Origin of the sequence: Allorhizobium borbori, assembly GCF_014196535.1 — a bacterium.
GTDB lineage: Bacteria > Pseudomonadota > Alphaproteobacteria > Rhizobiales > Rhizobiaceae > Ectorhizobium > Ectorhizobium borbori.
Genome location: NZ_JACIDU010000011.1, coordinates 145174 through 169438, shown reverse-complemented (window position 1 = coordinate 169438; position 24265 = coordinate 145174). Strand labels below are relative to the sequence as shown.

Genomic DNA, 24265 nt, shown 5'->3' with positions numbered 1-24265 from the left:
TTGCAGGGCGGCTCCACGAGGCTTTAATTTTTGGGGCGAATGTCCGCTATTTCGTTCGGGAGCGTTGCCCCGGTTGCAGCACGGCATTGCCGAGGCGCGTAATCGCCGCCCGCAGCGCGTCGCTTTCAATCCCTTCCATCATCGTTTCCAGACGCCGGGCTTCCGCCTTTGGAAGCGGGCACATTGTGCGGCGCAAACGATGGGTTTGCGACACCGGCTTCTGGACGATGCGGACCTGGCGGATGGCGGGATAGCCGAAGAAGCTGTTGATGCGGTCGATCAACTCATCCTGCGCATGGGTGAGAAACAGGGCGCGCGCACCCTCGCAGGCAATCACGAGCTGGCCGGGCCGGTAACCGTCTTCCTGACCGGGTTCGCCGCGCCGGGGCCAGACGATCCGTTCAGGCCGGGTGCAATCGGCGAACTCGGCTCCGGCAATTTCATCCCACGAGCCGAGCAACGCGGTGGAAATGCCGGCGCGCCTTGCCAACATGGGGTCCATCAGGCCGTTGGCGATGTCGGAAATGGGCTGCACGCCGCGCTTCTTGTAACTCATGTATAAAGCATTCCGACTGGTTGAACCGATGGGGTCTATAGGCCAACTATAGGGCAAAATTCCCAACGGCCCAAATCATGATCGCAAAAACGACCCAACCACCCGAGGCCGCCCGCCTTCTTGCCTGGTATGACCGTCACCACCGCGACCTGCCCTGGCGGGTTTCGCCGCCCATGCGCGCACGCGGCATCAAGGCCGATCCCTACCATGTCTGGCTGTCGGAGGTGATGCTGCAGCAGACGACCGTGACCGCGGTCAAGCCCTATTTCGCCAAGTTTCTGGCGTTGTGGCCGACGGTTTCGGATCTTGCCGCCGCCCCGACCGAAGCGGTCATGGCCGCCTGGGCGGGACTTGGCTATTATGCCCGCGCCCGCAACCTGAAGAAATGCGCGGAGGCGGTCGACCGTGATCATGGCGGACGTTTTCCGGAAACCGAAGCGGCGCTGAAAAGCCTGCCGGGCATCGGCGACTACACCGCCGCAGCCGTCGCAGCCATCGCCTTCGATGAACAGGCGGCGGTGATGGACGGCAATGTCGAGCGGGTGATTTCGCGCTACTACGCAATCTCCGAGCCGCTGCCCGGTTCGAAACCGGCGATGAAGGCGAAGGTGGCCGCGCTGACGCCGGCCGAGCGGCCCGGCGATTTCGCCCAGGCGATGATGGATCTCGGCGCGACAATCTGCACGCCGAAGCGGCCGGCCTGCGCGCTCTGTCCTTTCCGGGCGGAATGCCGCGCGCTTGGAGAAAGCGATCCCGAGCTTTTTCCGGTGAAGGCCGCGAAGAAGGACAAGCCTGTCCGCCGGGCCGCCGCCTTCGTCGCCTGTTCACCGCAGGGCCGCATTCTTCTGCGCCGGCGTCCGGAAACGGGTCTCCTGGGCGGCATGACGGAAGTGCCGGTGACACACTTCACCTCCCGCCGGGATGGCGAGACATCCCCCGATGCCGCCCCCTTCCCCGCCGCATGGCAACCGCGCGGCACCGTCATTCACGTCTTCACGCATTTCGAATTGCGGCTCGATGTCTATGGCGCCGAAACGCCCGAAACGCCGCTGGCCGACGGCTGGTGGGAACCGCTGGCCAATCTGGATGCGCAGGCCTTGCCTTCTGTCATGAAAAAGGCAATCGAAGCGGCTATGTCCCGCGTCTGAAATCATCGAGGAACACCGCCATGACCGCCCCCATCCGCCACATCGTCTTCGATATCGGCCGCGTGCTGATCCATTACGATCCGGACATTCCGTTCAGCCACATCATTCCCGACCCCGAGGAACGCCGGTGGTTCTTCGCCAATGTTTGCACCCATCACTGGAACGAAGAACAGGACCGGGGCCGCGAATGGGACGAGGCCGAGGCGGAACTGATCAGCCAGTATCCGGAATATGCCGACAAGATCCGCGCTTTTCGCGGCCACTGGCACGAAATGGTGCCGCATGCCCTGGAAGACAGCGTGTCCATCATGCTTTCGCTGATTGCCGCCGGCCATGACGTGACCATGCTGACGAACTTTGCCCGCGACACCTTTGCCGAGGCCCGGCAGCGCTTCAATTTCCTCAATGCGCCGCGCGGCGTGACGGTTTCGGCGGAGGTTGGCCTCATCAAGCCAGACCGGAAGATTTTCGAGCACCATGTCGCGACTTTCGGCCTGACGCCGGAAAACACGCTGTTCATCGATGACGTGCCGGCAAACGTGGCGGGCGCACAGGGCGCCGGCTGGCAGGCCGTTCAGTTTACCGGGGCGGAGAAGCTGCGGGCCGATCTGTCCGCTTTCGGGATCGCCGCCTGATGCCGGTCACGCGCGCCTGCGGCCAAAACCATGGGCACGCGGAATGCCGTTCTGGAGGGCCGGCGCGCCGCCACGGGAGCGCGTCTGGGCCGAAGCCTCCTTCAGAATATCGGGAATGCCGGCATAACGCGCCGCACGGACCGACACGCCATTGATGCGACGGTCGAGATCGTCCTCCTCATCCGCATCGAGAACGCGGCCGTGACCGGGCGGCATGCCATAGCGGTTTTCACCCGTTGTGCCCTGCATGCCGAAGGTCTGGGCCAGCCACCACACCGTTCCAACACCCGGAATGAACGCGATCAGCGTCCATAATCCCGAAAGATCACGATCGTGCAATCGCTTGCTCGACAGGGCGAGCGACGACCAGACTGCAAACATGAAGATGGGCGCCATCCACAGGCTCATAACCGTTTCATCGATCTTGGCGCCATGGCGGGTGAGGACGAAGGAGAAGACGAGCGTCGCAAAACCGGATGCAATGAGGATGATCTGGGCCAGCGTACCCAGTGCGAAACTCAGCCGGCCGATCCGCCCGCTGAACGAAAACAGAAGATAGAACAAACGGGACATGATCGCCTCCGATGCCTTTGCCAATGGGGCATGTTCACCGGATCAATATCCAGTCCGGTCATGTCATGCCTGATTTTTCCAAATGGCTGCCGAACTCAATCCTCGCGTCCGAAACCGCGGGCTCAAGGGCGGGCGGTTTGTCCCGCAGACATCGCGGGTGCATATCCGACCTTCACTCTCCCACAAATTGTTTTAAAAAATGATTGCGCCCGATCCGTGTCCGGACCGGGCGCCTGTTCCCCCAATGGGACTGAAGGTACTAAACCATCGGGGGCACACTTCGAGCAGGCCTGCAGCCAGGGATTACTCCAGACCTGCCAGTTCCTTGCGAATGCGGGCGCGCAGGTCGTCGATCGGACGCAGGCACCCCTCCTCTTCAAAGTGCCAGAATGTCCAGCCGTTGCAGGCATCGAGACCCTGGACACGCGCACCGAGCCTGTGGATCGACCCGGATTCCCCACCGGCAGCCAGCGTGCCGTCCGCGCGGATGATGGCGCTCCAGCGACGCCTTGCGTCGGTGAGCACCTGTCCGGGACGCACGAGACCGCTTTCCACCAGCACGTTGAAGGCAACGCGCGGTTCGGCCTTCTTGCCGGTCATCACCGTCAGTTCCGCCTTGCCCAACGGCTCGACGGCGGCGATGCGGGCGGCTGCCGCTTCAATATAGCTTTCCTCGCGCTCGATGCCGACAAAGTGGCGGCCGAGGCGCTTGGCGACGGCACCCGTGGTGCCGGAACCGAAGAAGGGATCGAGAACCACGTCACCCGGCTTGGTGGACGCCATGATGATGCGGGCGAGCAGCGCTTCCGGCTTCTGGGTGGGATGCACCTTCTTGCCGTCCTCATCCTTCAGGCGTTCGCCGCCATTGCAGATCGGGAACAACCAGTCGGAGCGCATCTGCACGTCGTCGTTCGACGCCTTCATCGCATCGTAGTTGAAGGTATAGCTCTTGGCCTTCGGATCGCGGCTCGCCCAGATCAGCGTCTCGTGGGCATTCTGGAACCGGCGGCCCTTGAAATTCGGCATCGGGTTCGTCTTGCGCCAGATGACATCGTTCAGGATCCAGAAGTTGAGATCCTGAAGCGTCGCGCCGACGCGGAAGATGTTGTGGTAGGAGCCGATGACCCAGATCGTGCCATGCGGCTTCAACACACGGCGGCAGGCCAGAAGCCAGGCGCGGGTGAAGGCGTCATAGGCCTCGAAGGAGGCGAACTGATCCCATTCGTCATCGACGGCATCGACCACCGACTGATCCGGACGGGTCAGCATACCGCCAAGCTGGAGATTGTAGGGCGGATCGGCGAAAATCGCATCGACCGACTGGTCGGGAAGCGCCTCGAGGGCTGCGACGCAATCCCCCTTGATGATGGTGTCGAGAAGAGACCGGGGGCCGGCGGACTGCTTGTACAGTTCGCCCAGACGGAGGACAGACGCCATTTTTGAACTCGCTCGTTACGCTTACTCGAAAAACTCTTTGTGGCTCCTATGGTTACTGAAGATGGTTACGAAAGTCTCAACGCCTTCGCACTGCCGCGAAAAAAGCGGGAGAAGCGTGGTTAACGGGTGGGTGCCTTGAGCAAGCCACCGACATGGGCTAAAAACCCTCCATCCTTGACGATGCGCAGTTGCACGGGCGCTGCCTTCCACATTTTCCAAAGCTGAAAGAAAGACGGCCATGAGCAGTTTCGACCTGATTATTTTCGATTGCGACGGTGTTCTGGTCGATTCCGAAATCATCGCCGCGGAGGTCGAATCCGCCCTGTTGCGTGATGCCGGCTATCCCATCACGCCCGAGGAAATGGGCGAGCGCTTCGCCGGTCTCGTGTGGCGCGACATTCTCTTCGCGGTGGAAAAGGAAATCGACGTGCCGCTTTCAGCCTCGCTGATCGACAAGTCGGAAAAGCTGCTCGACGCCCGGCTGGAGCGAGACGTACAGATCATTCCCGGCGCGGCCGAAGCCATTGCGAAGCTCGCCGGCCCGCGCTGCATCTGCTCCAATTCCGGCACCGACCGGCTTGCCATGATGTTGAAGAAGGTCGGGCTCCACAGCGCCTTCGCGCCGAACATCTTCTCCGCCAAGGACCTTGGCCCCGACCGGACCAAGCCGAAGCCGGACATTTTCCTGCACGGCGCCAAGAAGATGGGCGGCGATCCGCGCAAGACCGTGGTGATCGAGGATTCCGTCCACGGCATTACCGGCGCCCGCGCTGCCGGCATGCGCGTCATCGGCTTCACCGGTGCCTCGCACACCTATCCAAGCCATGCCAGCCGCCTGATGGATGCCGGCGCTGAAACCGTGATCGCCCGCATGAGCGACCTGCCCGCCACCATCGAGGCGCTGGCAGCCTGGGACGGGGTAGCTTGAGCCGTCGGCTCGCACTTTCAGCCGGCCTTCTTGTCTTCCTGCCCGGCACTGGGGCGCTGGCGGATGCAAAGATCGTGTGCACCCTTGTCGCGGATGCCGCGACAGGTGCTGTACTTTTGGAACAGGGCGACTGCCAGTCCCGCGTCACGCCCGCTTCCACCTTCAAAATACCGCTGGCGGTCATGGGCTATGACGCCGGCGTGTTGAAGGACGCAAACAATCCCGTAATGGCCTTCCGCAAGGGCGATCCGGACTGGGGCGGCGCCAACTGGACGCGCAACACCGATCCCGCAAGCTGGATGCGGTATTCCGTGGTCTGGTATTCGCAACGCATCACGCATACCATGGGCGCGGCCGAACTCACCCGCTATGCCCGGTCCTTCGGTTACGGCAATGCCGACTTCACCGGCGATACCGGAGAAAACAACGGGCTCGACCGAGCGTGGATCGGCTCCTCGCTCAAGGTTTCACCGCGTGAACAGGTGGCCTTTCTGCGCAGACTGATGTTCGGCACCCTGCCCGTGACCAAAACCGCGATGGCGAACACCCGCGCCATCATCGAGAGCCAGGCCGTCGATGGCTGGACTGTTCATGGCAAGACCGGAACCGCCTATCCCCGCAACAAGGACCGCAGCTTCGACTACGCCCGCGGCTTTGGCTGGTATATCGGCTGGGCGGAACGCCAGGGCACGACCCTCGTCTTCGCCCGTCTGACACAGGCCCGCGAACGCACCAGCGGTTCCCCCGGAATGCTGACGCGCGACGGGCTGCTGAACGACTGGCCAGCACTTGCCGCACGGTTCAAGCCATAGGTGCGGCACGGCACTGCTAGACGGAAACGCTTGACGGCTGGAGGCGCGCGCATCACCCTCTGCCGAAAGACAAGGGGAATTTCCGGATGGCCGCACCACTTCTCGTTCGCAACCACAATTACCGGCTGCTGTTTTCCGCTGGCGCGCTGACCAATCTCGGCGACGGCGTGATTTCGCTGGCGCTGCCATGGCTTGCGACGCTGATGACACGCGACCCCATGGCGATTTCTGCCGTGGCCGCCGCCGGGCGCCTGCCCTGGCTGTTTTTCGCGCTGCCCGCCGGCGTCATCATCGACCGGGCCGACCGGCGCAAGCTGATCGCTCGGGCCGACCTGTTGCGTGCCGCCATCATTCTCGCCATCATGGTCCTGGCGCTCGGTTCGCCGCAACCGGCGGCAGTCTGGGTTCTCGCGGGCCTTGCCTTCCTGCTCGGCTCGGCCGAGGTGCTGCGTGACAACGCCGCCCAGACCATCCTGCCCGCCATCGTCGCGCCGCAGGATCTCGAAGCCGCCAACGGCCAGATGTGGAGCGCGGAGCAGTTGACCGGCCAGTTCATCGGACCGCCGCTCGCCGGCCTTTTGATCGGCGCGGGCATAGCCCTGCCCTTCGGGCTCGATGCCGCGGCGCTCGTGCTGGCGGCGGGCCTCGTCTGGCTCATCACGCTGCCGCCGCAGATGCGGGTTTCCAGCCGGTTCTGGCCGGCGCTCGTCGAGGGCATCCGCTGGATGCGCGACGACAAGCCTTTGCTCCGGCTCGCCGTCGTGCTGGGACTGGTGAACTTTCTCTACATGATGGCAACGACGATCACCGTGCTCTTCGCGCAGGAGGTTCTCGGGCTTTCCGCCGCCGGGCATGGCGTTCTTCTGTCGATCGCTGCCGTCGGCGCCGTCGCCGGCAGCCTCGGGGCGCCCGCCATCGTCGCGCGGATCGGCACGCAGGCAAGCCTCTTTACCGCCCTGACCATCTGGGGCCTCACCTACGCGGTCATCGGACTGAGTTCGAACGCCGTCGTCGTGGCCGCGGCCCTCTTCACCCTCATGACCGGCTCGATGCTGTGGAACGTCATCACCGTATCCTGGCGGCAAAGGCGCATTCCGCCCGCCCTGCTCGGTCGGGTCAACAGCATCTATCGCTTCTTTGGCTGGGGCTCGATGCCGCTCGGCGCACTTGCCGGCGGTATGATCGTGTCGCTGGTGGAAACCGAAGCCGGGCGCGAGATGGCGCTTCGCGCGCCCTTCCTCACGGCAGCAGGCGGCAGCGCGCTTCTGCTTCTCTACGCCTTGTTCCGGCTGAGGTTGAAATAAGGTTTAGCCTTACTTCTTCTTTTTGCCGGTTGCCTGCGGGGCGGTATCGAAAGCGATATAGACCTTGGCGTTCTGGCCGGATGCGGCCGGGATCGAGACGTCGGTCTTGTTGAACAGGAACTGGCCGGAGAGCGAGTCAGCCGGAATGTCCACCGGGAAGGAAACGAGTTGCGAGTAGATCTGCTCCTCGACCTGCATCTGGTTGGTCTCCGTCACAGTGACACGCACCGGAAGGGTGATGCTGCCGGCCTTGCCGAGCGGGCCGGCGATGATGCGGCCCTGAGCCATCACATTGATGGTGAGCTGGTTACCGTCGGTCGAGCAGGTGCGCGTCGTATCGGCGAAGGAGGCCTGATAGACGAGCTTCGAGGGATCGTTCTCGCCGCCCTTGGCATAGGCGCGATGATAGGCGGTGCCGTCGCGCAGATAGATCTGCGGGCAGCTTGCCTGAACCACGGCGGCATTGATGGAGGATGAATTGGGCGGCAGGGGTGTCTGCGTTTTCGGCGCGGCATCGGAAAGGCTGGACGAAGAGTTGCAACCGGCAAGAACACCGAGAAGCGAGAGCGAAACAACAGCGCGCGAGACTTTGAACAACACGGAAACTCAACCCTTTTGCATTCAGGCGTCACACGCCCGCCACATCCGACGTTACAGGCCTTTCCTGACCCATGGTGATGGTCTATACCAGCGGCGCATTGAAAAATCGAGGGTAAGCGGCATCACGGACCTTTTTTCGCTGGGACGCGCGAAAACCGGACCGGGCCGATTTTCCCCCGCCAGAAATTTGGGAAGACGCCGTGGACTATATTTCGACCCGGGGGGAGGCTCCGGTCCTCTCATTTTCGGAAGCATTGCTGGCGGGTCTTGCCCGCGACGGAGGGCTTTACGTTCCGCGTGAATGGCCGCAGTTTTCCAAGCGCGACATTCGCGCGCTGCGCGGCAAGTCCTATCAGGAGATCGCTTTCACGGTGCTTTCGCCCTTCGTCGGCGACGAAATCGCACCGGAAAAATTCCGGGCCATGATCGATGAGGCCTATGCCACGTTCCGCCATCCGGCAGTAGCGCCGCTGGTCCAGACCGGGCCAAACGCCTTCATTCTCGAACTCTTCCACGGCACGACGCTCGCCTTCAAGGACGTGGCGATGCAGCTTCTGGCACGCCTGATGGACCATGCGCTGGAAAAGAACGGCGAGCGCGCAACCATCGTCGGCGCCACCTCCGGCGATACCGGCGGTGCGGCCATCGACGCCTTTGCCGGCCGCTCGCGCACCGATGTCTTCATCCTCTTCCCGGAAGGCAAGGTTTCGCCGGTGCAGCAGCGCCAGATGACGACACCGACCGCCGAAAACGTGCACGCGCTGGCGGTACGCGGCAATTTCGACGATTGCCAGAACCTCGTCAAAGCCATGTTCAATGATGGCGCCTTCCGCGACAAGGTGCGCCTTTCGGGCGTCAATTCCATCAACTGGGCTCGCATCATGGCCCAGATCGTCTATTATTTCACCTCGGCCGTTTCGCTCGGCGCGCCGGACCGCAAGGTGTCGTTCACCGTGCCGACCGGCAATTTCGGCGATATTTTCGCCGGTTATGCCGCCAAGCGCATGGGCCTGCCCATCGGCAAGCTCATCATCGCCACCAATGAAAACGACATTCTCTCGCGCATGCTGAAGACCGGCCGCTACGAGATGAAATCCGTGAAGGCAACCACCTCGCCCTCGATGGATATCCAGATTTCCTCCAACTTCGAACGGCTGCTGTTCGAGGCCTCCGGTCGCGACGCCGGCAGCGTGCGCAGCGCCATGGCCGGCCTCAAGCAGTCCGGCAGCTTCGAGATCGAGGCAAATACGCTGAAGGCTATCCGCCGCGACTTCCGCGCCGCCCGCGCCTCGGAAAAGCAGGTGGCCGACACGATCCGCGCCACGCTTTCCGACAGCGGCTATCTCGCCGATCCGCACACAGCCATCGGCGTGTTCGTGGCGAAGAAGTTCGAAAAGCCCGACAGCCCGATGGTGGCGCTTTCCACCGCCCATCCCGCCAAGTTCCCGGCAGCGGTGAAAAAGGCGAGCGGTGTCGACCCTGCCCTGCCGCTGTGGCTTGCCGGAATGATGGACAAGCCGGAACGCTTCGACGTTCTGGACAACGACATCAAGGCGGTCGAGGGCCATATCGGCGGGCTGACACGGGCGGGACGCGCCTGATGGACAACGCAACCGCTGCCAACCCGAATATCCAGAGCACGCGGCTCGCCTCCGGGCTTACGGTGGTCACCGAAAAGATGCCGCATCTGGAAAGCGCCGCGCTCGGCGTGTGGGTGCGTTCCGGCTCCCGCGACGAGACCGCAGGCGAACATGGCCTTGCGCATCTTCTCGAACACATGGCCTTCAAGGGCACGAGCACCCGCACCGCACGCCAGATTGCCGAGGAAATCGAGAATGCGGGCGGCGAACTCAACGCCGCCACCTCGACGGAAACGACCTCCTATTACGCCCGCGTGCTGAAGGAAAACGTGCCGCTCGCCGTCGATCTTCTGGCCGACATCCTGACGGATTCGGCCTTCGATGAAGAAGAGTTGAGCCGCGAGAAGAACGTCATCCTGCAGGAAATCGGCGCCGCCGACGATACGCCGGATGATGTGGTGTTCGACCACTTCTCCGCCACCGTCTTCAAGGACCAGACCATCGGCCGCCCGATCCTCGGCACGCCGGAAACGGTCGAGGGCTTTACGACGGACGACATCCGTCACTATCTGGCCCGCAACTACACCACCGACCGCATGTTCGTGGTTGGCGCCGGCGCGATCGATCACGACGCCTTCGTGGCGCAGGTCGAGGAACGCTTCGCAGCCCTGCCGCCCGCCCCTGCTGAAAAGCCGGTTGTCGAGCCTGCCCGCTACATCGGCGGCGACAGCCGCGAAACCCGCGACCTGATGGATGCGCAGGTGCTGATCGGCTTCGAGGGCAAGGCCTATCATGCCCGCGATTATTACGCGGCACAGGTGCTGGCCAACATTCTCGGCGGCGGCATGTCCTCGCGCCTCTTCCAGGAAGTGCGTGAAAAGCGCGGCCTGTGTTACTCCGTCTATGCCTTCCACTGGGCCTTCTCCGACTCCGGCATTTTCGGCGTGCACGCCGCCACCGGTGAGGAGGATCTTTCCGAACTGGTGGAAGTGATTGCCGGTGAACTGGTGAAAGCCACGGAAAGCATCGGCCAACAGGAAATCGACCGCGCCCGCGCGCAGACCCGTGCCCATCTGCTGATGGCGCAGGAAAGCCCGGCGGCGCGTGCCGGCCAGATCGCAAGACAGGTCATGCTCTATGGCCGCACCATCCCCAACCAGGAAGTGCTGGACCGTCTGGCTGCGCTGACGCCTGACCGGCTGACGGACCTGGCCTCGCGCCTGTTCCTGACCGGCAAGCCGACGATTTCGGCCATCGGTCCGATTGGAAAGCTTGCGGCGCCCGGCGATATCCTCTCTTCACTTTCGCGCGCGAAAGCGTAACTTCTCAACGAGAGCGGGGCCGAAAGAAGCCCCGTGACGTGACGGCAGGCAAACTGCCGCGCGTTTCCAAGGGGCGGGAGGTTTGGCATGGCGAGATCGGTCTTCCGCTTTCTGTCGCGGCAACCGGAATTTCCCGAACTGACGGGAGGCCGCTATTTTCTGCGCCTTCCGGATTATCTCGACTACAAGCAATGGCGTGTCCTGCGGCAGGGCAGCCGCGAGTTTCTGCAGCCGTGGGAGCCGACCTGGCGCGCCGATGAACTGAGCGAAGCGAGCTTCCGGGTACGGGTCAGCCGCAACCGGCAGGAATATTCCGCCGGGCTTTCGGTGCCTCTCTTCATCTTCGACCGTGCCGACATGACGTTGCTCGGCGGGATCACCATCGGCCACATTCGCAAGGGTGCCGCGCAAAGCTGCATGATTGGATACTGGATGGGCGCGCAACATGCCGGACATGGCCATATGTTCGCCGCAGTTGCCCTCGTAATACCCTACATCTTCGAGGGTCTCCGGTTGCACAGGATCGAAGCAGCCTGTATTCCGGAGAATGAGAGAAGCATAAGACTTCTGGAAAAGTCTGGTTTCGTGCAGGAAGGTCTTTTGCGCAAATATCTGAAAATCAACGGCGAATGGCGCGATCATCTGATGTTTTCCTTAATTTCGGAAGACGTGCGCCCCATTGGGAAAAGCTCAGCCCGATGATGATGCGCCGCCTTTTCGCTGCCTTTGCCCGTGGCCACCTCGCAGCTCTCGCCGTTGTGGCGCTGTCGCTGGCGATGGTTTTCATGGCCGTGCCCGCCGCCTTTGCCGTCGAGCCGGTAAAGATTTCCCGCGAGGACACCGCGCTGAACCTGACGGCGACGACGGAAGTCTACGCCAACCAGGGCGAAGCCTTTCAGGTTTCCACAGCCGCCGGCGCCGATGGCATTCGCCGCCGCATCGAGGTGCGCTCCGCCACCGAGGGCCATCAGGGCGACTGGGCCGTGTTCGCGCTTGCCAATGTTTCCGACGAACAGCTTGAGCGCGTGATCGTTGCGCCGCATTTCCGTCTCGTCGGCTCCAAGCTTTTCTGGCCCGACCTCGGTTCGCAGCGCATCAGCGCCATCACGCCGTCCGAAGGGTTTGCGCTCGACCGGCTGCCGAGCCCGGATTCCGACGTGTTCCGCATCACGCTGAACCCCGGCTCCGTCATCACCTTCGTGGCCGAACTGTCCTCGCCCGACCTGCCGCAGCTCTATCTGTGGGAGCCGAACGCCTATAAGGACACGGTCAATTCGTTCACGCTCTATCGCGGCATCGTGCTCGGCATTTCCGGCCTTCTCGCGGTGTTCCTGACCATTCTCTTCGTCGTCAAGGGCACCTCCATGCTGCCCGCTGCGGCGGCACTGGCCTGGGCCGTTCTCGCCTATGTCTGCGTCGACTTCGGCTTTCTGGAAAAGCTCATCAGCATCACTTCCGGTGACCAGAAGATATGGCGCGCATCAGCGGAAGTGGCGCTGGCGTCCAGCCTCGTCATCTTCCTCTTCACCTATCTGAACCTCAACCGCTGGCACACGCATCTTTCCTACGTCACCTTCGCGTGGATCATCGGCCTTGGCCTGCTCTTCGGCGTGGCGATCTACGACCCCTCGATTGCGGCGGGCATTGCGCGCATTTCCTTTGCGCTGACGGCGAGCGCCGGCATCGTGCTGATCGTCTATCTCGGCCTCAACCGCTATGATCGCGCCATTCTGCTGGTGCCCGCCTGGGCGCTGATCCTCGTGTGGCTGTTCGGCGCCTGGCTGACGGTGACGGGGCGCCTCGACAACGACATCATCCAGCCGGCGCTTGGCGGCGGCCTGGTGCTGATCGTTCTGCTCATCGGCTTCACCGTGATGCAGCACGCCTTTGCCGGCGGAGCCTATTCGCAGGGCCTGTTCTCCGACCTCGAACGGCAGGCGCTGGCGTTGACGGGCTCCGGCGATACGGTGTTCGACTGGGACGTGGCGCGCGACCGCGTTGTGACGACGCCCGATATTTCCAGCCGTCTCGGTCTGGAACCCGGCACGATGCACGGCCCGGTGCGCAACTGGGTGCCGCGCCTTCACCCCGATGACCGCGATCGTTTCCGCGCCACGCTCGACGTGCTGCTGGAACATCGCAAGGGCCGCCTCAACCACGAATTCCGCATCCGTGCCGAGGACGGGCATTTTCACTGGCTGAAGATCCGCGCTCGGCCGGTGGTGGGCGCGACCGGCGAAGTGATCCGCTGCGTCGGCACCATCATCGACGTGACCGAGCAGAAGAACTCCATCGACCGGCTGCTGGCGGATGCGCTGCACGACAACCTGACGGGCCTGCCGAACCGCCAGCTTTTCCTTGACCGCCTGCAATCGGTGCTCGCCATTGCGCCGTCTTCCGGCGTCAAGCCAACCGTGATGTCGATCGACATCGACCGCTACAAGCATGTGAACGATGCGCTGGGCATCGCGGCGGGCGACAACATCCTGATCGCGCTGACGCGCCGCCTGCGCCGGCTTCTGCGCCCGCAGGACACGCTGGCGCGGCTTTCCGGCGACCAGTTCGGCCTCATCCTGGTTTCGGAGAACGACCCGGTGAAGGTTGCCGATTTCGCCGATGCGATTTCCAAGGCCATCATGGTGCCGATCAACTTCGCGGGCCGTGAAATCATTCTGACCGCCTCTATCGGCCTTGCCTCCTATGTCGATCAGCAGGCCCACGCCAGCGATCTTCTGGCCGATGCGGAACTGGCCATGTACCGGGCGAAGCGCGCCGGCGGCAATCGCGTCGAACCCTTCCGCCCGGCCTTCCGCAACAACGGCGCCGACCGGCTGCAGCTTGAGACGGACCTGCGCCGCGCCATCGACCGCAAGGAACTGTCGATGGCCTATCAGCCGATCATCCGGCTCTCGGATGGCGAGATTGCCGGTTTCGAGGCGCTGATGCGCTGGGAACACCCCAAGCGCGGCCAGATCCCGGCGATGGAGTTCATTCCCGTCGCGGAAATGTCCGGCATGATCGGGGCGCTCGGCGCCTTTGCGCTGGAAAAATCCTGCACCGACCTGATGGCCTGGGAAAACCTGACGGGCGAATTGCCGATCTTCCTCTCCGTCAACGTGTCCAGCGCCCAGCTTCTGAACAGCGAATTGTGCAACGATGTGCGCTCTGCGCTTTCCAAGACCCAGTGCAAGCCGGAACGGTTGAAGCTGGAACTCACGGAAAGCGTGGTGATGGAGAACCCGGAGCAGGCCCGCCTCGTTCTCGACAAGCTGAAGGACATGGGGCTTTCGCTGGCGCTCGACGATTTCGGCACCGGCTATTCCTCGCTCGCCTATCTCACCCGCTTCCCCTTCGATACGATCAAGCTGGACAAGGCGCTGCTCAACGACGACATGGGCGACAAGCGCGGCATCATGCTGCGCTCCGTCATCTCCATGGCGCGCGAGATGGACATGCAGGTGGTTGCCGAAGGCATCGAGGCTGCGGAAGATGTGGCCGAACTGTCTCGCCTCGGCTGCGCCTTTGGCCAGAGCTACCTCTTCGGCGCGCCGATGAGCCCCGACTCCATCCTGCGACTGCTCAAGGAACGCTTCCCGCAGCAAAAGCGGGCGTAACGGTTTCAGCCAAGAAAGGCCTGAAGCCTGTCGAGCGGCATCGGCCGCGCATAGTGATAGCCCTGAAAGCGTGTGCAGCCGCAGGCCGCAAGGCATTCGGCCTCGGCTTCGGTCTCCACGCCTTCCCCGGTCACGGAGAGCCCCAGGTCCCGGGCCATGCTGCACAGCGCCTTCACGATGATCGCTGCTTTCGGCTTCAGGGGCAGGTTGGTCGTCAGCGAACGATCGAGTTTCAGGGTTGAAATATCCAGCGCCGCCAGTGTCGTGATATTTGCGTAACCGCTGCCGAAGTCATCGAGCGCAATGCCGACCCCATGAGCCCGCAATTCCCGGATCTTTCTTCCGATGCGCAAGGGGTCCGTTATGATCGCTTCTTCGGTAATCTCGATCACCAGCGCTTCGGGCGGCAGACGATAGCGCTCCAGCGCCTCCAGAACTTCGGTCACGATATCGAAGGAAAAATCGCTGGCAGCGGCGTTGATCGAGACATACTGTAATTGCCCTGCCGCAATCAGCGGCCGCATCTGTGCGACGCCCTTGTCGAGCATGACCCTGAAGATATCGTGGAGCATGCCGCCCTCATTCGCCAGTTCCAGAAAGGCACCCGGCAAGAGGAGTTTTTCACCGGCGATCCGCAATCGCACGAGCGCTTCGACCCCGACCGTTCTTGTCACCGGTCCCTGCACGATGGGCTGAAACCAGGGAACGATGTCTCTTTGCAGGTTGCTGTTCGCCAGTGCGGACGACATTTCCTGACGTTTCACGAGTTCCTCGAACATCGACCACTCGAAAACCGTGGCGGCGTTGCGACCGGCCGTCTTGGACCGATAAAGCGCGATATCCGCATTCCTGAGAAGGCTGCTGGCGCTTTCGCCATGATCCGGGAAGATAGCGATGCCAATGGAGCCGGCAATGGAAAAGGAGGTTTCCTCCTGCTCGTAGGGAACGTTCAGCCGTTCCCGAAAACGCCCAACAAGTGTCTCAATGTCAGCAGTCCCCTCGCCCACGGGAATGATGACGGCAAACTCGTCACCACCAAGGCGCGAAACCACACAGCCCTCCGGCAGGCTGGTGCGGACAATCCGGGCCACATGCCGCAATACGCCATCACCCGCATGATGGCCGAAACGGTCGTTGATTTCCTTGAAGTTATCAAGATCGAGCATCAGGAGCGCAAGCCGCTCCGGGCCGCCCGCAGCCCTGGCAATCGCTTCTTCGAGCCGGATTTCGTGTCCGCGCCGGTTATAGAGGCCGGTCAGGGGATCGTGATGGGCCTCGATCAGCGCCCTGTCGCGGGCTTCCTGAAGCTCGCGCGTGCGCGCCTCCACCCGTTCCTCAAGGCGTTCGGCCAGCGTGCGCAGTTTCTGGTTCACACTATAGAGCTCGCGGGCCTTGGTTTCGAGCAGGTCTTCGGCGGTCAGACGCGCGGCCTGCTCCCGCTGCCAGCGCTTTTCCAGCCGCGCAGCCTTCTGCCGCAGGGCGTCAACCGCTTCGGCATCGTCCATGCTCTGGTCTGCACCGTTACCGGAGCGTGATGTCGAAGCGCACATGCGTTGCGTTCCCCTGCGATACGGTGGCCTGCGTCAACTCAATGGCCGTATCATAATAACGCGCAGCACCTTCGATCAGCCCGGCCGCAAGACCGCTGAAGCAGCGACTGCTGTGATAATCGAGGCTCATGACACTGTCGTCGCGCCTGTTCGTGATGAAACGGGGCAACTCCGCATCGGGATAGAGTTTCAGCACCTCAACGTGGATCGTGTTTTCGACACTGTCGAGAAAATCGAAAAGGGTCGTCCGCTCCTCGAAGAAGAACGGAAAGCGGCGGGCAAAAGTCTGGCTGAGATGAACCCCGAAATCGCGCAGGATGGTAGGGGCTGGCACACCGGCCTGCCGGGACAAGGACAAGATGAGTTGAACCAGTTCGCGGTGGTCATAGGTCGCAACCGCCGTATAGGCGCCGCAATGGCTGAAATCGCAATCGTCGAGAAGATCGTCAACCATGTCGCGCCCGAAACAATCGGCGACGTAATCCAGGAACTCCGTGAAGACGATGCCCTTCATTGACAACCCTTCCCTGTCATGGTGCACGTCCCGCAACGCTGACACGCAGGCATTAAAACATAGTAAAGGTTGCGCCGGGCTTTTCAAGTATCGCCTGAAGGGAAATCTTGAAATTTTCAGGCATCTATCATGTATAAACACGGCCTCGGCATATGCATAGCAAGGGAAATATTTTCCGCCCGGTCAAAATCATCGCTGTGCGCAACACACCGACAGTACAATTTTGACCGGAACAGTCGCAGGTGCCCAGGCGGAAGCCGGCTGTCACCGCCAGCGCTCTCAGGAAGCCCGCCCCTGCAAAAGCCGGTGAACGTATTCGAGCTTTGCCGTCACCTCCGGCGTCAGCACGAAGGGGTAGATGTCGTTTTCACCAAGGCTGCGCTGAATGGAATTGATGGCAACCGAAAGCGGTATCCAGGCAGACACGAGTTGCTCGGCGCTTTCGGCGTGATAGGGGTCGAAAATCACGTCCGGGGTGGTGTGGTTTGCCGGGGTGATGGCGATACCGAAGGCGTTCGAGGTTTCCAGCGCATCGACGACGTGCAAATAATGCGCGAAACATTCCGCGAAATCCTCCCAGGGATGGGTCGTCGCGTAGGAGGAAATGTAGCTTTGCTGCCAGCCAGGCGGCGGGCCGTTCTCGTAGTGATGCTGAAGGGCGGCGGCGTAATCCACCTGCTCGTCACCGAAAACGGCGCGGCATTCCTCAAGGCGACCTGCGTCGCGCACCAGCTTGTTCCACACGAAATGCCCGACTTCGTGGCGAAAATGGCCGAGCATGGTCCGGTAAGGCTCGTCCATGTTTTCCTTGGCGGCCACGCGCACCACATCATCCGCTTCTGCCGCACGAATGGCGATCAGCCCCTCGTCATGCAGCGTCATGGCGGCCACCGTATTGCCGCTCTCATCCACCTTGTCCTCGAGAAAGTCGAAGACGAGACCGCCGGCCGGGTCTTCCTCTCGGGTCGGGTGCGGCAGGTTCAGCCGTAGGATGGAATAGAACAGGTGTCGTTCTGCCTGACCGATGCGCCGCCAGCGGGCCACGCCCTGTTCGGTATCGGTGTTCGGCACCAGCCGGTTATGGCGGCAGGCAAGGCAGAAAGTCTCCGTCCCTTCAGCGGGAACCGTCCAGTTGCAGATATCGAGCCCGGCATTGGCGCACGGGCGAAGCGGCGATGCGTCTGGCTCATTGACCGGCCGTAACGCGCCGTCGGCCCCCTCCTCCAGGGCCACCATGGCCAGCCGTTCGGGCACGAAGCCAAGGTTATGACCGCAATTGACGCAGACTCGATTGTCGAAATGCACGGTCTGGCCACAAGCGCCGCAGCTAAACAGTCTCATGAAAACTCCGTCCGGACATTGTCTGAGAAAAAACCGAAAAGGCCGCCGGTGTCGCGACATCGAAGGGACCGGGGCGGTCTCTCTTCGGCGCGACAACCGGCGGCGCCCCCGCCGGAGCGGGAACTCAATTCATTACAGGCGGTCGACCGCGTCCTTCAGCTTGTCCTTGACTTTGCCGGCGGCGACCTGCGCCTTGCCCTTGCCTTCCTGAACCGAGCCTTCAACCTGAAGGCTGCGATTGTCGGTTGCCTTGCCAACGGCCTGCTTGGCCTTGCCGGCAATCTCGTTTGCGGTACCCTTGATCTTGTCCGAGGTGCTACCCATTGGAAAGTTTCTCCTCTTTTTACCCACCGCCATATGCGATGGTCAGGGGAAAAACGGGCGGGCGCCGGATTGGTTCCTTGAAAAATGTCAGGGGAAAATATCAGGCGTGACCCGCTTCGCGCGACAGCATGGCCGGGTTGATCCCGAGAAGAGCGAGCGCCTGATCATATTTCGCATCCAGCGCCGTATCGAAAATAAGCCGTTCATCCGCCGGGCAGGTCAGCCAGCCATTGGCGGAAATCTCGCGTTCGAGCTGGCCCGGACCCCAGCCCGCATAGCCGAGCAGCATGGTGGCCTTGCGCGGTCCGTGCCCACCGGAAATGGCGCGGATGATATCGAGCGTCGCCGTCAGCGAAATCTCGTCGCTGACGGGAATGGAGGACTGGCTGGTGTAATCGTCGCTGTGCAGCACGAAGCCGCGTCCGGTCTCAACCGGCCCGCCGCTCTGGATCGGCACGCGCAGCGCGCTGTCCGGCAGGCGGATGTCCTCGTCATCCTTCACCATGTCGAGATGGAGAAGAACATCGGTGAAGCTTAGACGCTGGGCGCGGTTGATAATGAAGCCCATGGCGCCCTCGGAGGAGTGCGCGCAGATATAGACCACGCTGCGGGCAAAGTTTTCGTCCGCCATGCCGGGCATGGCGATCAGGAAGTGACCGTCCAGCAGACCGCGCTCTCTCTTGTCCACCAGCGTCGACAGGGTCATCCATGCCTCCGTACGGGCGACCGACTGTCCTCAGGCGGTTTCCTGACCCGTTTGTTCAGGATGCTGCATCCCGCCGCCGCAATCAACCCAAATCAACGGAAAATGATGGCCGCTGACGCGGGCGTGACTGGCAGGCGACCCCGCGATGCGCTAAATCCCGGTCATGAAGACAACCACCCGCATCCTCGCCTTTCTCGCCGCTTTCGCCACCGGCCCGACCATCGCATTCGCCGGTGTTTCCGATTGGGTGGACAATCCCGGCGGGCGTATGCGGCTTGCCGTTCTTGCCCCGGATGCCGATGGGACCGTGAAGGGCGTGATCGAGATCGAGCCGGCCAGTGGCTGGCTTACCTACTGGCGCGAGCCGGGCGAGGCCGGCATGCCGCCGCAGATGACGCCATCGCCAACCTCGGGCCTTGCGCTTTCGGAGCTGCGCTTTCCCCCGCCCCGCATCTTCGATCAGGCAGGCGTGCGCGATATCGGCTATAACGCTCCGGTTTCGCTCGTCTTTACACTCAAGGGCAAAGCGGCGGGCGACGCGCTGAAGGCCGGCGTCTTCATCGGCGTGTGCAAGGAAATCTGCGTGCCCTTCCAGGCCGATTTCACCGTGCCTTTCACCGGCAACGCGGCGGAAGAGGCCGAGGCGAAGGCCGCCCTCCTTGCCGCCGGGGAACGCTTGCCGGAAGCGCCATCCCGTGATTTCTTCGCGGAAAAGCCCCGCATCGGCGCAGATGGCAAGACCGTGACCGTGCCGGTCGGCCTACCCGATCTTCAGAACAAGCCGGAATTCTTCCTCACCGGGCCGGATGGCTATGTCTATGTCGAGCCGATCCTGGAACGCTCCGGCACAAGCCAGACCTATGCGACCTTCGAGCTCGGCGAACTGCCGCGCAATTACGACCTCCACGGCAAGACCTGGCGGCTTCTGGTCAAATCCGGGCACCGCTCCATGGAAACGGCGCTTGTTTTTGACTGACGTCAACCTATAGTCCCGTCATGCTTTGCGCGGGGTCGTTCCCGCCATCATGAGGAGACAGAAGACCATGACCATTGCCATCGGCGACAAGATCCCTTCCGCAACCTTCAAGGAAAAGACGGCGGACGGCCCGGTCGAGATCACCACCGAACAGCTCTTCAAGGGCAAGAAAGTCGTGCTGTTTGCCGTGCCCGGCGCCTTCACGCCCACCTGCACGCTGAACCACCTGCCCGGCTATGTCGAAAACTTCAATGCTCTGGTCGAAAAGGGCATCGACGAGATCGCCGTGGTGTCGGTCAATGACTGGCATGTCATGGGCGCGTGGGCGCAGGCGTCCGGCGGCTTCGGCAAGATCCATTTCCTCGCCGACTGGGACGCCTCCTTCACCAAGGCGCTTGGCCTCGATATCGACCTTTCGGGCGGCGGCCTCGGCGTGCGCTCCAAGCGCTATGCCCTGATTGCCGATGATGGCGTCGTCAAGCATATCGCCATCGAGGAAAATCCGGGCCAGGCCACGGTTTCCGGCGCACCGGCCATTCTCGAACAGCTCTGAGATCCGGGGCGGCAGTCGTGACATCCACCGGCTGCCGCCATCCCCACCAGAAGGGCACAGGCCCGCTCAAACATCCAGATCGTAAACGAGAACGCCGGCCAGACCGCCATGGGTGGCCTGAACGAGACGTTCGCTGACGGCCTGATGCGCGGGATGGGCAAGATAGCGATCACGGGCATCGGCGTTGTCGAAGGTGACGATGAAGCCATCGCAAAAGCCGCCGTCGAGCCGTTCGGACGACACGTTGGCTCCGGCCTTGAGATCGACCACGCCGGGGACGACACTCTTCAGGCTCGTAATATCGCGGTAAAGCGCGTCCCGTTCTTCCGAAGTCAGGGCGGCTTTCAGGCGAAGGAACACGCAGTGCAGGATCATCGGGGCTCTTCTCCTCGTGATGGTGGCGCTGGTTGGCCCTATTTCTTCTTGAACGGTTCCATGCCCCGGCGGGCCAGTTCATCGGCGCGTTCGTTTTCCGGGTGGCCGGCATGGCCTTTCACCCAGTGCAGCGTAACCTTGTGCCGCAGGCGGGCTTCTTCAAGAGCCTGCCACAGTTCCACATTCTTCACCGGCTTGTTATCGGCGGTTTTCCAGCCCTTTTTCTTCCAGCCGAAAATCCACTTGGTAATGCCGTCCTTTACATAGGCGCTGTCGGTATAGAGATCGACCTCACAGGGGCTTTTCAGCGCGTTGAGGGCGGAAATCGCCGCGAGCAGCTCCATGCGATTGTTGGTGGTGTCGGCCTCGCCGCCCGACAGTTCCTTCTCGACCTCGCCATAGCGCAGCACGGCACCCCAGCCGCCGGGACCGGGATTGCCGGAACAGGCGCCGTCGGTGAAGATATCCACATGTTTCATCAGAGTTCGATCCCGTATTCGCCGGGGGAAACGATGGCGCGGTGGAAGCGCAGCTTGCCGAGATATTCGAGCGGGTCCTTCTTGACCACCAGCGCGCCCTCCGGCGTCGTCAGCCAGTCATAAAGCCGCGTCAGGAAGAAGCGCAGCGCCGAACCGCGCGCAAGGATCGGCAGCGCCGCAAGCTCGGCATCCGACAGCGGGCGCACGGAACGATAGCCTTCCAGAAGCGCCATGCCCTTGGTGGCGTTGTATTCGCCGGTCTTCTCGAAGCACCAAGCATTGAGGCAGATCGAGACATCATAAGCCAGAAGGTCGTTGCAGGCGAAATAGAAGTCGATCAGCCCGGAGAGCGTATCGCCGAGGAAGAAGACGTTATCCTGAAAAAGATCGGCATGGATGACGCCGGCGGGCAGATCCTTCGGCCAATGGGCGGCAAGGAAATCGAGTTCCTCACGGATTTCGGCTTCCAGCCCCTTTTCCACCTCATCGGCACGGGCGGCGGATTTTTCCCACAACACCTTCCAGCCTTCCAGCGAAAGGGCATTGGGCCGCTTCAACGCGAAATCAGCGCCGGCCAGATGCATGGCGGCAAGGGCCGCGCCCACTTCACGGCAATGGCGGGCTTCCGGCTTGCGCAGCCACATGCCTTCAAGGAAAGAGATGAGCGCCGCCGGACGCTCCGAGAGTTCGCCCAGAAGTTCGCCATCCTTGCGCGGCAGGGGCAGCGGGCAGGTCAGGCCACGGCTGGCCAGATGTTCCATCAGTCCGAGGAAGAACGGCAGATCGTTGCGATCCACTCGCTTTTCGTAAAGCGTCAGGATCAGCGGGTCTTTCGTGGTGTGCAGCAGGAAATTGGTGTTCTCGACGCCTTCGGCGATGCCCTTGTAGGACAGAAGCTCCCCCGCATCATATTGCGAGAGGAAATCCTTGAGGTCGACCTCGTTGATGTCGGTATAGACTGCCACGGTTTTGAGACTCGTCAGTGATGAAAATCGGAAGCTAGGGGATCGCATCCGGGGCGAGGGAGGTCAAGGGTGGGAGGGAATGAGGGGTGCCCCTGCGTTCCTCACACCCGCGGCGGCGGGGCGTGGTCGCCGTTGACGAAGGCCATGTCGGCAACGGTCAGATCCAGCCCGCGCAACTCGCGATTGACGAGGAAATGCTCGTTTTCCTCCGCCGTGATCGCCAGATCGACGGTCGCCTCGAAGCGTTCCTTGAAGGCGGAGATGATCTCGTCGACGATCACCTCCGGCGCGGAGGCCCCGGCGGAGAGGCCAAGCGTGCGGATGGGCCCGAGCGTCTCGATCTCGTCCCAGTTCAGTTCTGAGGCGCGTTGCACCAGAATGGAATGCGTCGCCCCGGCCTTCAGCGCCACTTCCACCAGCCGCTTGGAGTTGGAGGAGTTCGGCGCGCCGACGGTGATAAAGAGATCGCAGCCGGGAGCTGCCTGCTTCACCGCTTCCTGCCGGTTGGTGGTGGCATAGCAGATGCTGTCGGCGGCGGGCGCCGTCAGCGCCGGGAAACGCTCCTGAAGCCTGGCGATGACACCGGCGGTGTCGTCAACCGAGAGCGTGGTCTGGGTAACATAACCGAGATGGGCGGGATCGACCGGCGGCTCCCAGATGCTGGCGTCCTCCACGGTTTCCACCAGCGATACCGAGCCTTCGGGAAGCTGGCCCATGGTGCCGATCACTTCCGGGTGGCCGGCATGGCCGATGAGGATGACGTGGCGGCCAAGGCGCTGGTGGCGCATGGCCTGCTTGTGCACCTTGGACACCAGCGGACACGTTGCATCGAGATAGAAGAGATTGCGGGCCACCGCATCTTCCGGCACGGATTTCGGCACGCCATGGGCGGAAAACACCACCGGCTGGGCGCGATGTTCGGCGGGGATTTCGTCCAGTTCCTCCACGAAGACGGCGCCCTTGGCTTCCAGCCCTTCCACCACATAGCGGTTATGGACGATCTCGTGGCGCACATAGACAGGCGCGCCATAGGCCTTCAGGGCCAGAACGACGATCTGGATGGCGCGGTCCACCCCGGCACAGAAGCCGCGCGGGCCGCACAGGCGGATGGTCAGGGGAGGCTTGATCGCGGGTGAGGTCATATCCGTTCCATTCGTTATGACTTATCCTCTACAGAGACGCGGAAAAATCGGCAATGCCATTTCGCCAGCGCGCGCTTTCGCTCACGATGGCTTGAGGCAAGCTGCAAATGGTCCTATTTCCGCCCCGATCAATTGGAAATGAAGGCTTAGGCCTTTTCTTATGGGTCGACCGCCGCCAAGAATAGAAGCAATGATTCGCATTCCAGAGGTTTCCATGGGCCTTCCCCCCTTCGCCCGCGCCGGCATTCTGGCACTCGCCGCCGTGACGGCGCTCGCCGCCACCCCGGCCGGTGCGCAAACGGCGGCACCGAAGACCGGCCAGCCGGTTCCCGGCCAATCCACCACCGGCGCGCAGCCGCCCGGCGGCAAGACGTTCGGCGCGTGGTCCAGCGTCTGCGAAAAGCCGCCCGGAGCGCAGGCCGAGCAATGCCTTCTGATGCAGAACGTCATCGACCAGGAGCGCCCGGAAGTGGGCCTTTCCGTCGCCGTTCTGAAAACCGCCGACCGCAAGGTGCGGCTGATGCGCATTCTCGCACCGCTCGGCGTGTGGCTGCACGACGGCGTCGATCTCTATGTGGACGACAAGAAGGCCGGTCGCGCCTATTTCACCCGCTGCTTCCAGGAAGGCTGCACGCTGGAATTCGAGGTGCCCGACGACCTTTTGAAGACGCTGCGCGCCGGCAAGACCGCCATTTTCGCCCTCAAGGAATCGCCTGACAACGACGAGCGCATCGGTATCCCCGTCGATCTCGCCGGTTTCGCCGACGGTTACGACAGCCTGCCTTGAGCCGAAGGGGCAACAGTCCCATATGGGTGGTTCACCGCCCGTTT

At 62.4% G+C, this 24265-nt stretch carries 25 protein-coding genes; 12 read left to right on the top strand and 13 right to left on the bottom strand.

Annotated elements, in window-relative coordinates; translation table 11 throughout:
- Positions 1–46: 46 nt before the first annotated feature.
- Positions 47–556, bottom strand: a complete 510-nt coding sequence (locus GGQ66_RS14600; RefSeq protein ID WP_183793457.1) for a DUF721 domain-containing protein — start codon at positions 554–556, stop codon at positions 47–49.
- A gap of 77 nt (positions 557–633) precedes the next feature.
- On the opposite strand from GGQ66_RS14600, the gene mutY reads away from it, so the two are divergent.
- Both mutY and GGQ66_RS14590 read left to right on the top strand, forming a co-directional pair.
- On the top strand, positions 634–1704 hold the full coding sequence (gene mutY / locus GGQ66_RS14595; protein ID WP_183793456.1) for an A/G-specific adenine glycosylase: 1071 nt from the start codon (positions 634–636) through the stop codon (positions 1702–1704).
- Positions 1705–1724: 20 nt separating this feature from the next.
- The gene (locus GGQ66_RS14590; protein WP_183793455.1) at positions 1725–2339 is read left to right on the top strand and encodes an HAD family hydrolase; all 615 of its coding nucleotides are present in this window, start codon (positions 1725–1727) and stop codon (positions 2337–2339) included.
- A 6-nt stretch (positions 2340–2345) separates the two neighbouring features.
- Here GGQ66_RS14590 and GGQ66_RS14585 read toward each other — a convergent pair whose 3' ends face one another.
- Positions 2346–2912, bottom strand: coding sequence for a DUF805 domain-containing protein (locus tag GGQ66_RS14585; RefSeq protein WP_183793454.1), 567 nt, complete (start codon positions 2910–2912; stop codon positions 2346–2348).
- A gap of 303 nt (positions 2913–3215) precedes the next feature.
- Complete coding sequence (locus tag GGQ66_RS14580; protein ID WP_183793453.1) at positions 3216–4349, bottom strand: site-specific DNA-methyltransferase; 1134 nt, start codon at positions 4347–4349, stop codon at positions 3216–3218.
- 238 nt (positions 4350–4587) lie between these two features.
- Here GGQ66_RS14580 and GGQ66_RS14575 point away from each other — a divergent pair, with 238 nt between their 5' ends.
- The 3 genes from GGQ66_RS14575 (at position 4588) to GGQ66_RS14565 (ending at position 7393) form a co-directional block, all read left to right on the top strand.
- Positions 4588–5277, top strand: a complete 690-nt coding sequence (locus GGQ66_RS14575) for an HAD family hydrolase (RefSeq protein WP_183793452.1) — start codon at positions 4588–4590, stop codon at positions 5275–5277.
- A complete protein-coding gene (gene blaOXA / locus GGQ66_RS14570) occupies positions 5274–6089 on the top strand; it encodes a class D beta-lactamase (protein WP_183793451.1) in 816 nt (271 codons plus the stop codon). Before GGQ66_RS14575 ends, blaOXA begins: the two co-directional genes overlap by 4 nt.
- Positions 6090–6175: 86 nt before the next feature.
- Positions 6176–7393, top strand: a complete 1218-nt coding sequence (locus tag GGQ66_RS14565; protein ID WP_183793450.1) for an MFS transporter — start codon at positions 6176–6178, stop codon at positions 7391–7393.
- Between the two features lie 9 nt (positions 7394–7402).
- Here GGQ66_RS14565 and GGQ66_RS14560 read toward each other — a convergent pair whose 3' ends face one another.
- Positions 7403–7993, bottom strand: a complete 591-nt coding sequence (locus GGQ66_RS14560) for a hypothetical protein (protein ID WP_183793449.1) — start codon at positions 7991–7993, stop codon at positions 7403–7405.
- A gap of 200 nt (positions 7994–8193) precedes the next feature.
- Here GGQ66_RS14560 and thrC point away from each other — a divergent pair, with 200 nt between their 5' ends.
- The 4 genes from thrC to GGQ66_RS14540 all read left to right on the top strand — a co-directional run bounded on the left by thrC (position 8194) and on the right by GGQ66_RS14540 (position 14509).
- Positions 8194–9594: a threonine synthase gene (gene thrC, locus GGQ66_RS14555; RefSeq protein WP_183793448.1), complete on the top strand. Its 1401-nt coding sequence runs from the start codon at positions 8194–8196 to the stop codon at positions 9592–9594.
- Positions 9594–10895, top strand: coding sequence for a M16 family metallopeptidase (locus GGQ66_RS14550; RefSeq protein WP_183793447.1), 1302 nt, complete (start codon positions 9594–9596; stop codon positions 10893–10895). Before thrC ends, GGQ66_RS14550 begins: the two co-directional genes overlap by 1 nt.
- A gap of 87 nt (positions 10896–10982) precedes the next feature.
- Positions 10983–11597 carry a GNAT family N-acetyltransferase gene (locus GGQ66_RS14545; RefSeq protein ID WP_183793446.1) on the top strand — a complete coding sequence of 205 codons (615 nt, stop codon included), beginning with the start codon at positions 10983–10985 and terminating at the stop codon, positions 11595–11597.
- Between the two features lie 74 nt (positions 11598–11671).
- Positions 11672–14509: an EAL domain-containing protein gene (locus tag GGQ66_RS14540; RefSeq protein WP_370686356.1), complete on the top strand. Its 2838-nt coding sequence runs from the start codon at positions 11672–11674 to the stop codon at positions 14507–14509.
- A gap of 5 nt (positions 14510–14514) precedes the next feature.
- On the opposite strand, the gene GGQ66_RS14535 is transcribed toward GGQ66_RS14540, so the two are convergent.
- The 5 genes from GGQ66_RS14535 to GGQ66_RS14515 form a co-directional block, all read right to left on the bottom strand.
- Complete coding sequence (locus GGQ66_RS14535) at positions 14515–16059, bottom strand: putative bifunctional diguanylate cyclase/phosphodiesterase (RefSeq protein WP_183793445.1); 1545 nt, start codon at positions 16057–16059, stop codon at positions 14515–14517.
- Positions 16031–16573 carry a heme NO-binding domain-containing protein gene (locus GGQ66_RS14530; RefSeq protein WP_183793444.1) on the bottom strand — a complete coding sequence of 181 codons (543 nt, stop codon included), beginning with the start codon at positions 16571–16573 and terminating at the stop codon, positions 16031–16033. Before GGQ66_RS14530 ends, GGQ66_RS14535 begins: the two co-directional genes overlap by 29 nt.
- A 279-nt stretch (positions 16574–16852) precedes the next feature.
- Entirely contained in the window at positions 16853–17914 is a 1062-nt protein-coding gene (locus GGQ66_RS14525) for a zinc-binding metallopeptidase family protein (protein WP_183793443.1), read from the bottom strand.
- A gap of 132 nt (positions 17915–18046) precedes the next feature.
- Positions 18047–18238 carry a CsbD family protein gene (locus GGQ66_RS14520; protein ID WP_183793442.1) on the bottom strand — a complete coding sequence of 64 codons (192 nt, stop codon included), beginning with the start codon at positions 18236–18238 and terminating at the stop codon, positions 18047–18049.
- A gap of 100 nt (positions 18239–18338) precedes the next feature.
- Complete coding sequence (locus tag GGQ66_RS14515; protein ID WP_183793441.1) at positions 18339–18944, bottom strand: YqgE/AlgH family protein; 606 nt, start codon at positions 18942–18944, stop codon at positions 18339–18341.
- A gap of 163 nt (positions 18945–19107) precedes the next feature.
- On the opposite strand from GGQ66_RS14515, the gene GGQ66_RS14510 reads away from it, so the two are divergent.
- Positions 19108–19920 (top strand): protein-disulfide reductase DsbD domain-containing protein, encoded by an 813-nt coding sequence (locus tag GGQ66_RS14510; RefSeq protein ID WP_183793440.1) that lies wholly within the window; start codon positions 19108–19110, stop codon positions 19918–19920.
- Positions 19921–19987: 67 nt separating this feature from the next.
- Complete coding sequence (locus GGQ66_RS14505) at positions 19988–20473, top strand: peroxiredoxin (RefSeq protein WP_183793439.1); 486 nt, start codon at positions 19988–19990, stop codon at positions 20471–20473.
- 66 nt (positions 20474–20539) lie between these two features.
- Here GGQ66_RS14505 and GGQ66_RS14500 read toward each other — a convergent pair whose 3' ends face one another.
- From GGQ66_RS14500 to ispH, 4 genes are all read right to left on the bottom strand, one after another.
- Entirely contained in the window at positions 20540–20848 is a 309-nt protein-coding gene (locus GGQ66_RS14500) for a Dabb family protein (RefSeq protein ID WP_183793438.1), read from the bottom strand.
- Positions 20849–20886: 38 nt separating this feature from the next.
- Complete coding sequence (gene rnhA / locus GGQ66_RS14495; protein WP_183793437.1) at positions 20887–21327, bottom strand: ribonuclease HI; 441 nt, start codon at positions 21325–21327, stop codon at positions 20887–20889.
- Complete coding sequence (locus GGQ66_RS14490; RefSeq protein ID WP_183793436.1) at positions 21327–22292, bottom strand: homoserine kinase; 966 nt, start codon at positions 22290–22292, stop codon at positions 21327–21329. Before GGQ66_RS14490 ends, rnhA begins: the two co-directional genes overlap by 1 nt.
- Before the next feature lie 101 nt (positions 22293–22393).
- Positions 22394–23434, bottom strand: a complete 1041-nt coding sequence (ispH, locus tag GGQ66_RS14485; RefSeq protein WP_183793435.1) for a 4-hydroxy-3-methylbut-2-enyl diphosphate reductase — start codon at positions 23432–23434, stop codon at positions 22394–22396.
- A 214-nt stretch (positions 23435–23648) separates the two neighbouring features.
- Here ispH and GGQ66_RS14480 point away from each other — a divergent pair, with 214 nt between their 5' ends.
- Complete coding sequence (locus tag GGQ66_RS14480) at positions 23649–24221, top strand: invasion associated locus B family protein (RefSeq protein WP_237358929.1); 573 nt, start codon at positions 23649–23651, stop codon at positions 24219–24221.
- Positions 24222–24265 lie beyond the last annotated feature (44 nt).

Excerpts from the sequence above, each read along its gene's own strand:
- GGQ66_RS14600 (WP_183793457.1), bottom strand. The coding sequence starts at position 556 with ATGAGTTACAAGAAGCGCGGCGTGCAGCCCATTTCCGACATCGCCAAC.
- mutY (WP_183793456.1), top strand. The coding sequence starts at position 634 with ATGATCGCAAAAACGACCCAACCACCCGAGGCCGCCCGCCTTCTTGCC.
- GGQ66_RS14590 (WP_183793455.1), top strand. The coding sequence starts at position 1,725 with ATGACCGCCCCCATCCGCCACATCGTCTTCGATATCGGCCGCGTGCTG.
- GGQ66_RS14585 (WP_183793454.1), bottom strand. The coding sequence starts at position 2,912 with ATGTCCCGTTTGTTCTATCTTCTGTTTTCGTTCAGCGGGCGGATCGGC.
- GGQ66_RS14580 (WP_183793453.1), bottom strand. The coding sequence starts at position 4,349 with ATGGCGTCTGTCCTCCGTCTGGGCGAACTGTACAAGCAGTCCGCCGGC.
- GGQ66_RS14575 (WP_183793452.1), top strand. The coding sequence starts at position 4,588 with ATGAGCAGTTTCGACCTGATTATTTTCGATTGCGACGGTGTTCTGGTC.
- GGQ66_RS14565 (WP_183793450.1), top strand. The coding sequence starts at position 6,176 with ATGGCCGCACCACTTCTCGTTCGCAACCACAATTACCGGCTGCTGTTT.
- GGQ66_RS14550 (WP_183793447.1), top strand. The coding sequence starts at position 9,594 with ATGGACAACGCAACCGCTGCCAACCCGAATATCCAGAGCACGCGGCTC.
- GGQ66_RS14545 (WP_183793446.1), top strand. The coding sequence starts at position 10,983 with ATGGCGAGATCGGTCTTCCGCTTTCTGTCGCGGCAACCGGAATTTCCC.
- GGQ66_RS14540 (WP_370686356.1), top strand. The coding sequence starts at position 11,672 with ATGGTTTTCATGGCCGTGCCCGCCGCCTTTGCCGTCGAGCCGGTAAAG.
- GGQ66_RS14535 (WP_183793445.1), bottom strand. The coding sequence starts at position 16,059 with ATGTGCGCTTCGACATCACGCTCCGGTAACGGTGCAGACCAGAGCATG.
- GGQ66_RS14530 (WP_183793444.1), bottom strand. The coding sequence starts at position 16,573 with ATGAAGGGCATCGTCTTCACGGAGTTCCTGGATTACGTCGCCGATTGT.
- GGQ66_RS14525 (WP_183793443.1), bottom strand. The coding sequence starts at position 17,914 with ATGAGACTGTTTAGCTGCGGCGCTTGTGGCCAGACCGTGCATTTCGAC.
- GGQ66_RS14520 (WP_183793442.1), bottom strand. The coding sequence starts at position 18,238 with ATGGGTAGCACCTCGGACAAGATCAAGGGTACCGCAAACGAGATTGCC.
- GGQ66_RS14515 (WP_183793441.1), bottom strand. The coding sequence starts at position 18,944 with ATGACCCTGTCGACGCTGGTGGACAAGAGAGAGCGCGGTCTGCTGGAC.
- GGQ66_RS14510 (WP_183793440.1), top strand. The coding sequence starts at position 19,108 with ATGAAGACAACCACCCGCATCCTCGCCTTTCTCGCCGCTTTCGCCACC.
- GGQ66_RS14505 (WP_183793439.1), top strand. The coding sequence starts at position 19,988 with ATGACCATTGCCATCGGCGACAAGATCCCTTCCGCAACCTTCAAGGAA.
- GGQ66_RS14500 (WP_183793438.1), bottom strand. The coding sequence starts at position 20,848 with ATGATCCTGCACTGCGTGTTCCTTCGCCTGAAAGCCGCCCTGACTTCG.
- rnhA (WP_183793437.1), bottom strand. The coding sequence starts at position 21,327 with ATGAAACATGTGGATATCTTCACCGACGGCGCCTGTTCCGGCAATCCC.
- ispH (WP_183793435.1), bottom strand. The coding sequence starts at position 23,434 with ATGACCTCACCCGCGATCAAGCCTCCCCTGACCATCCGCCTGTGCGGC.
- GGQ66_RS14480 (WP_237358929.1), top strand. The coding sequence starts at position 23,649 with ATGGGCCTTCCCCCCTTCGCCCGCGCCGGCATTCTGGCACTCGCCGCC.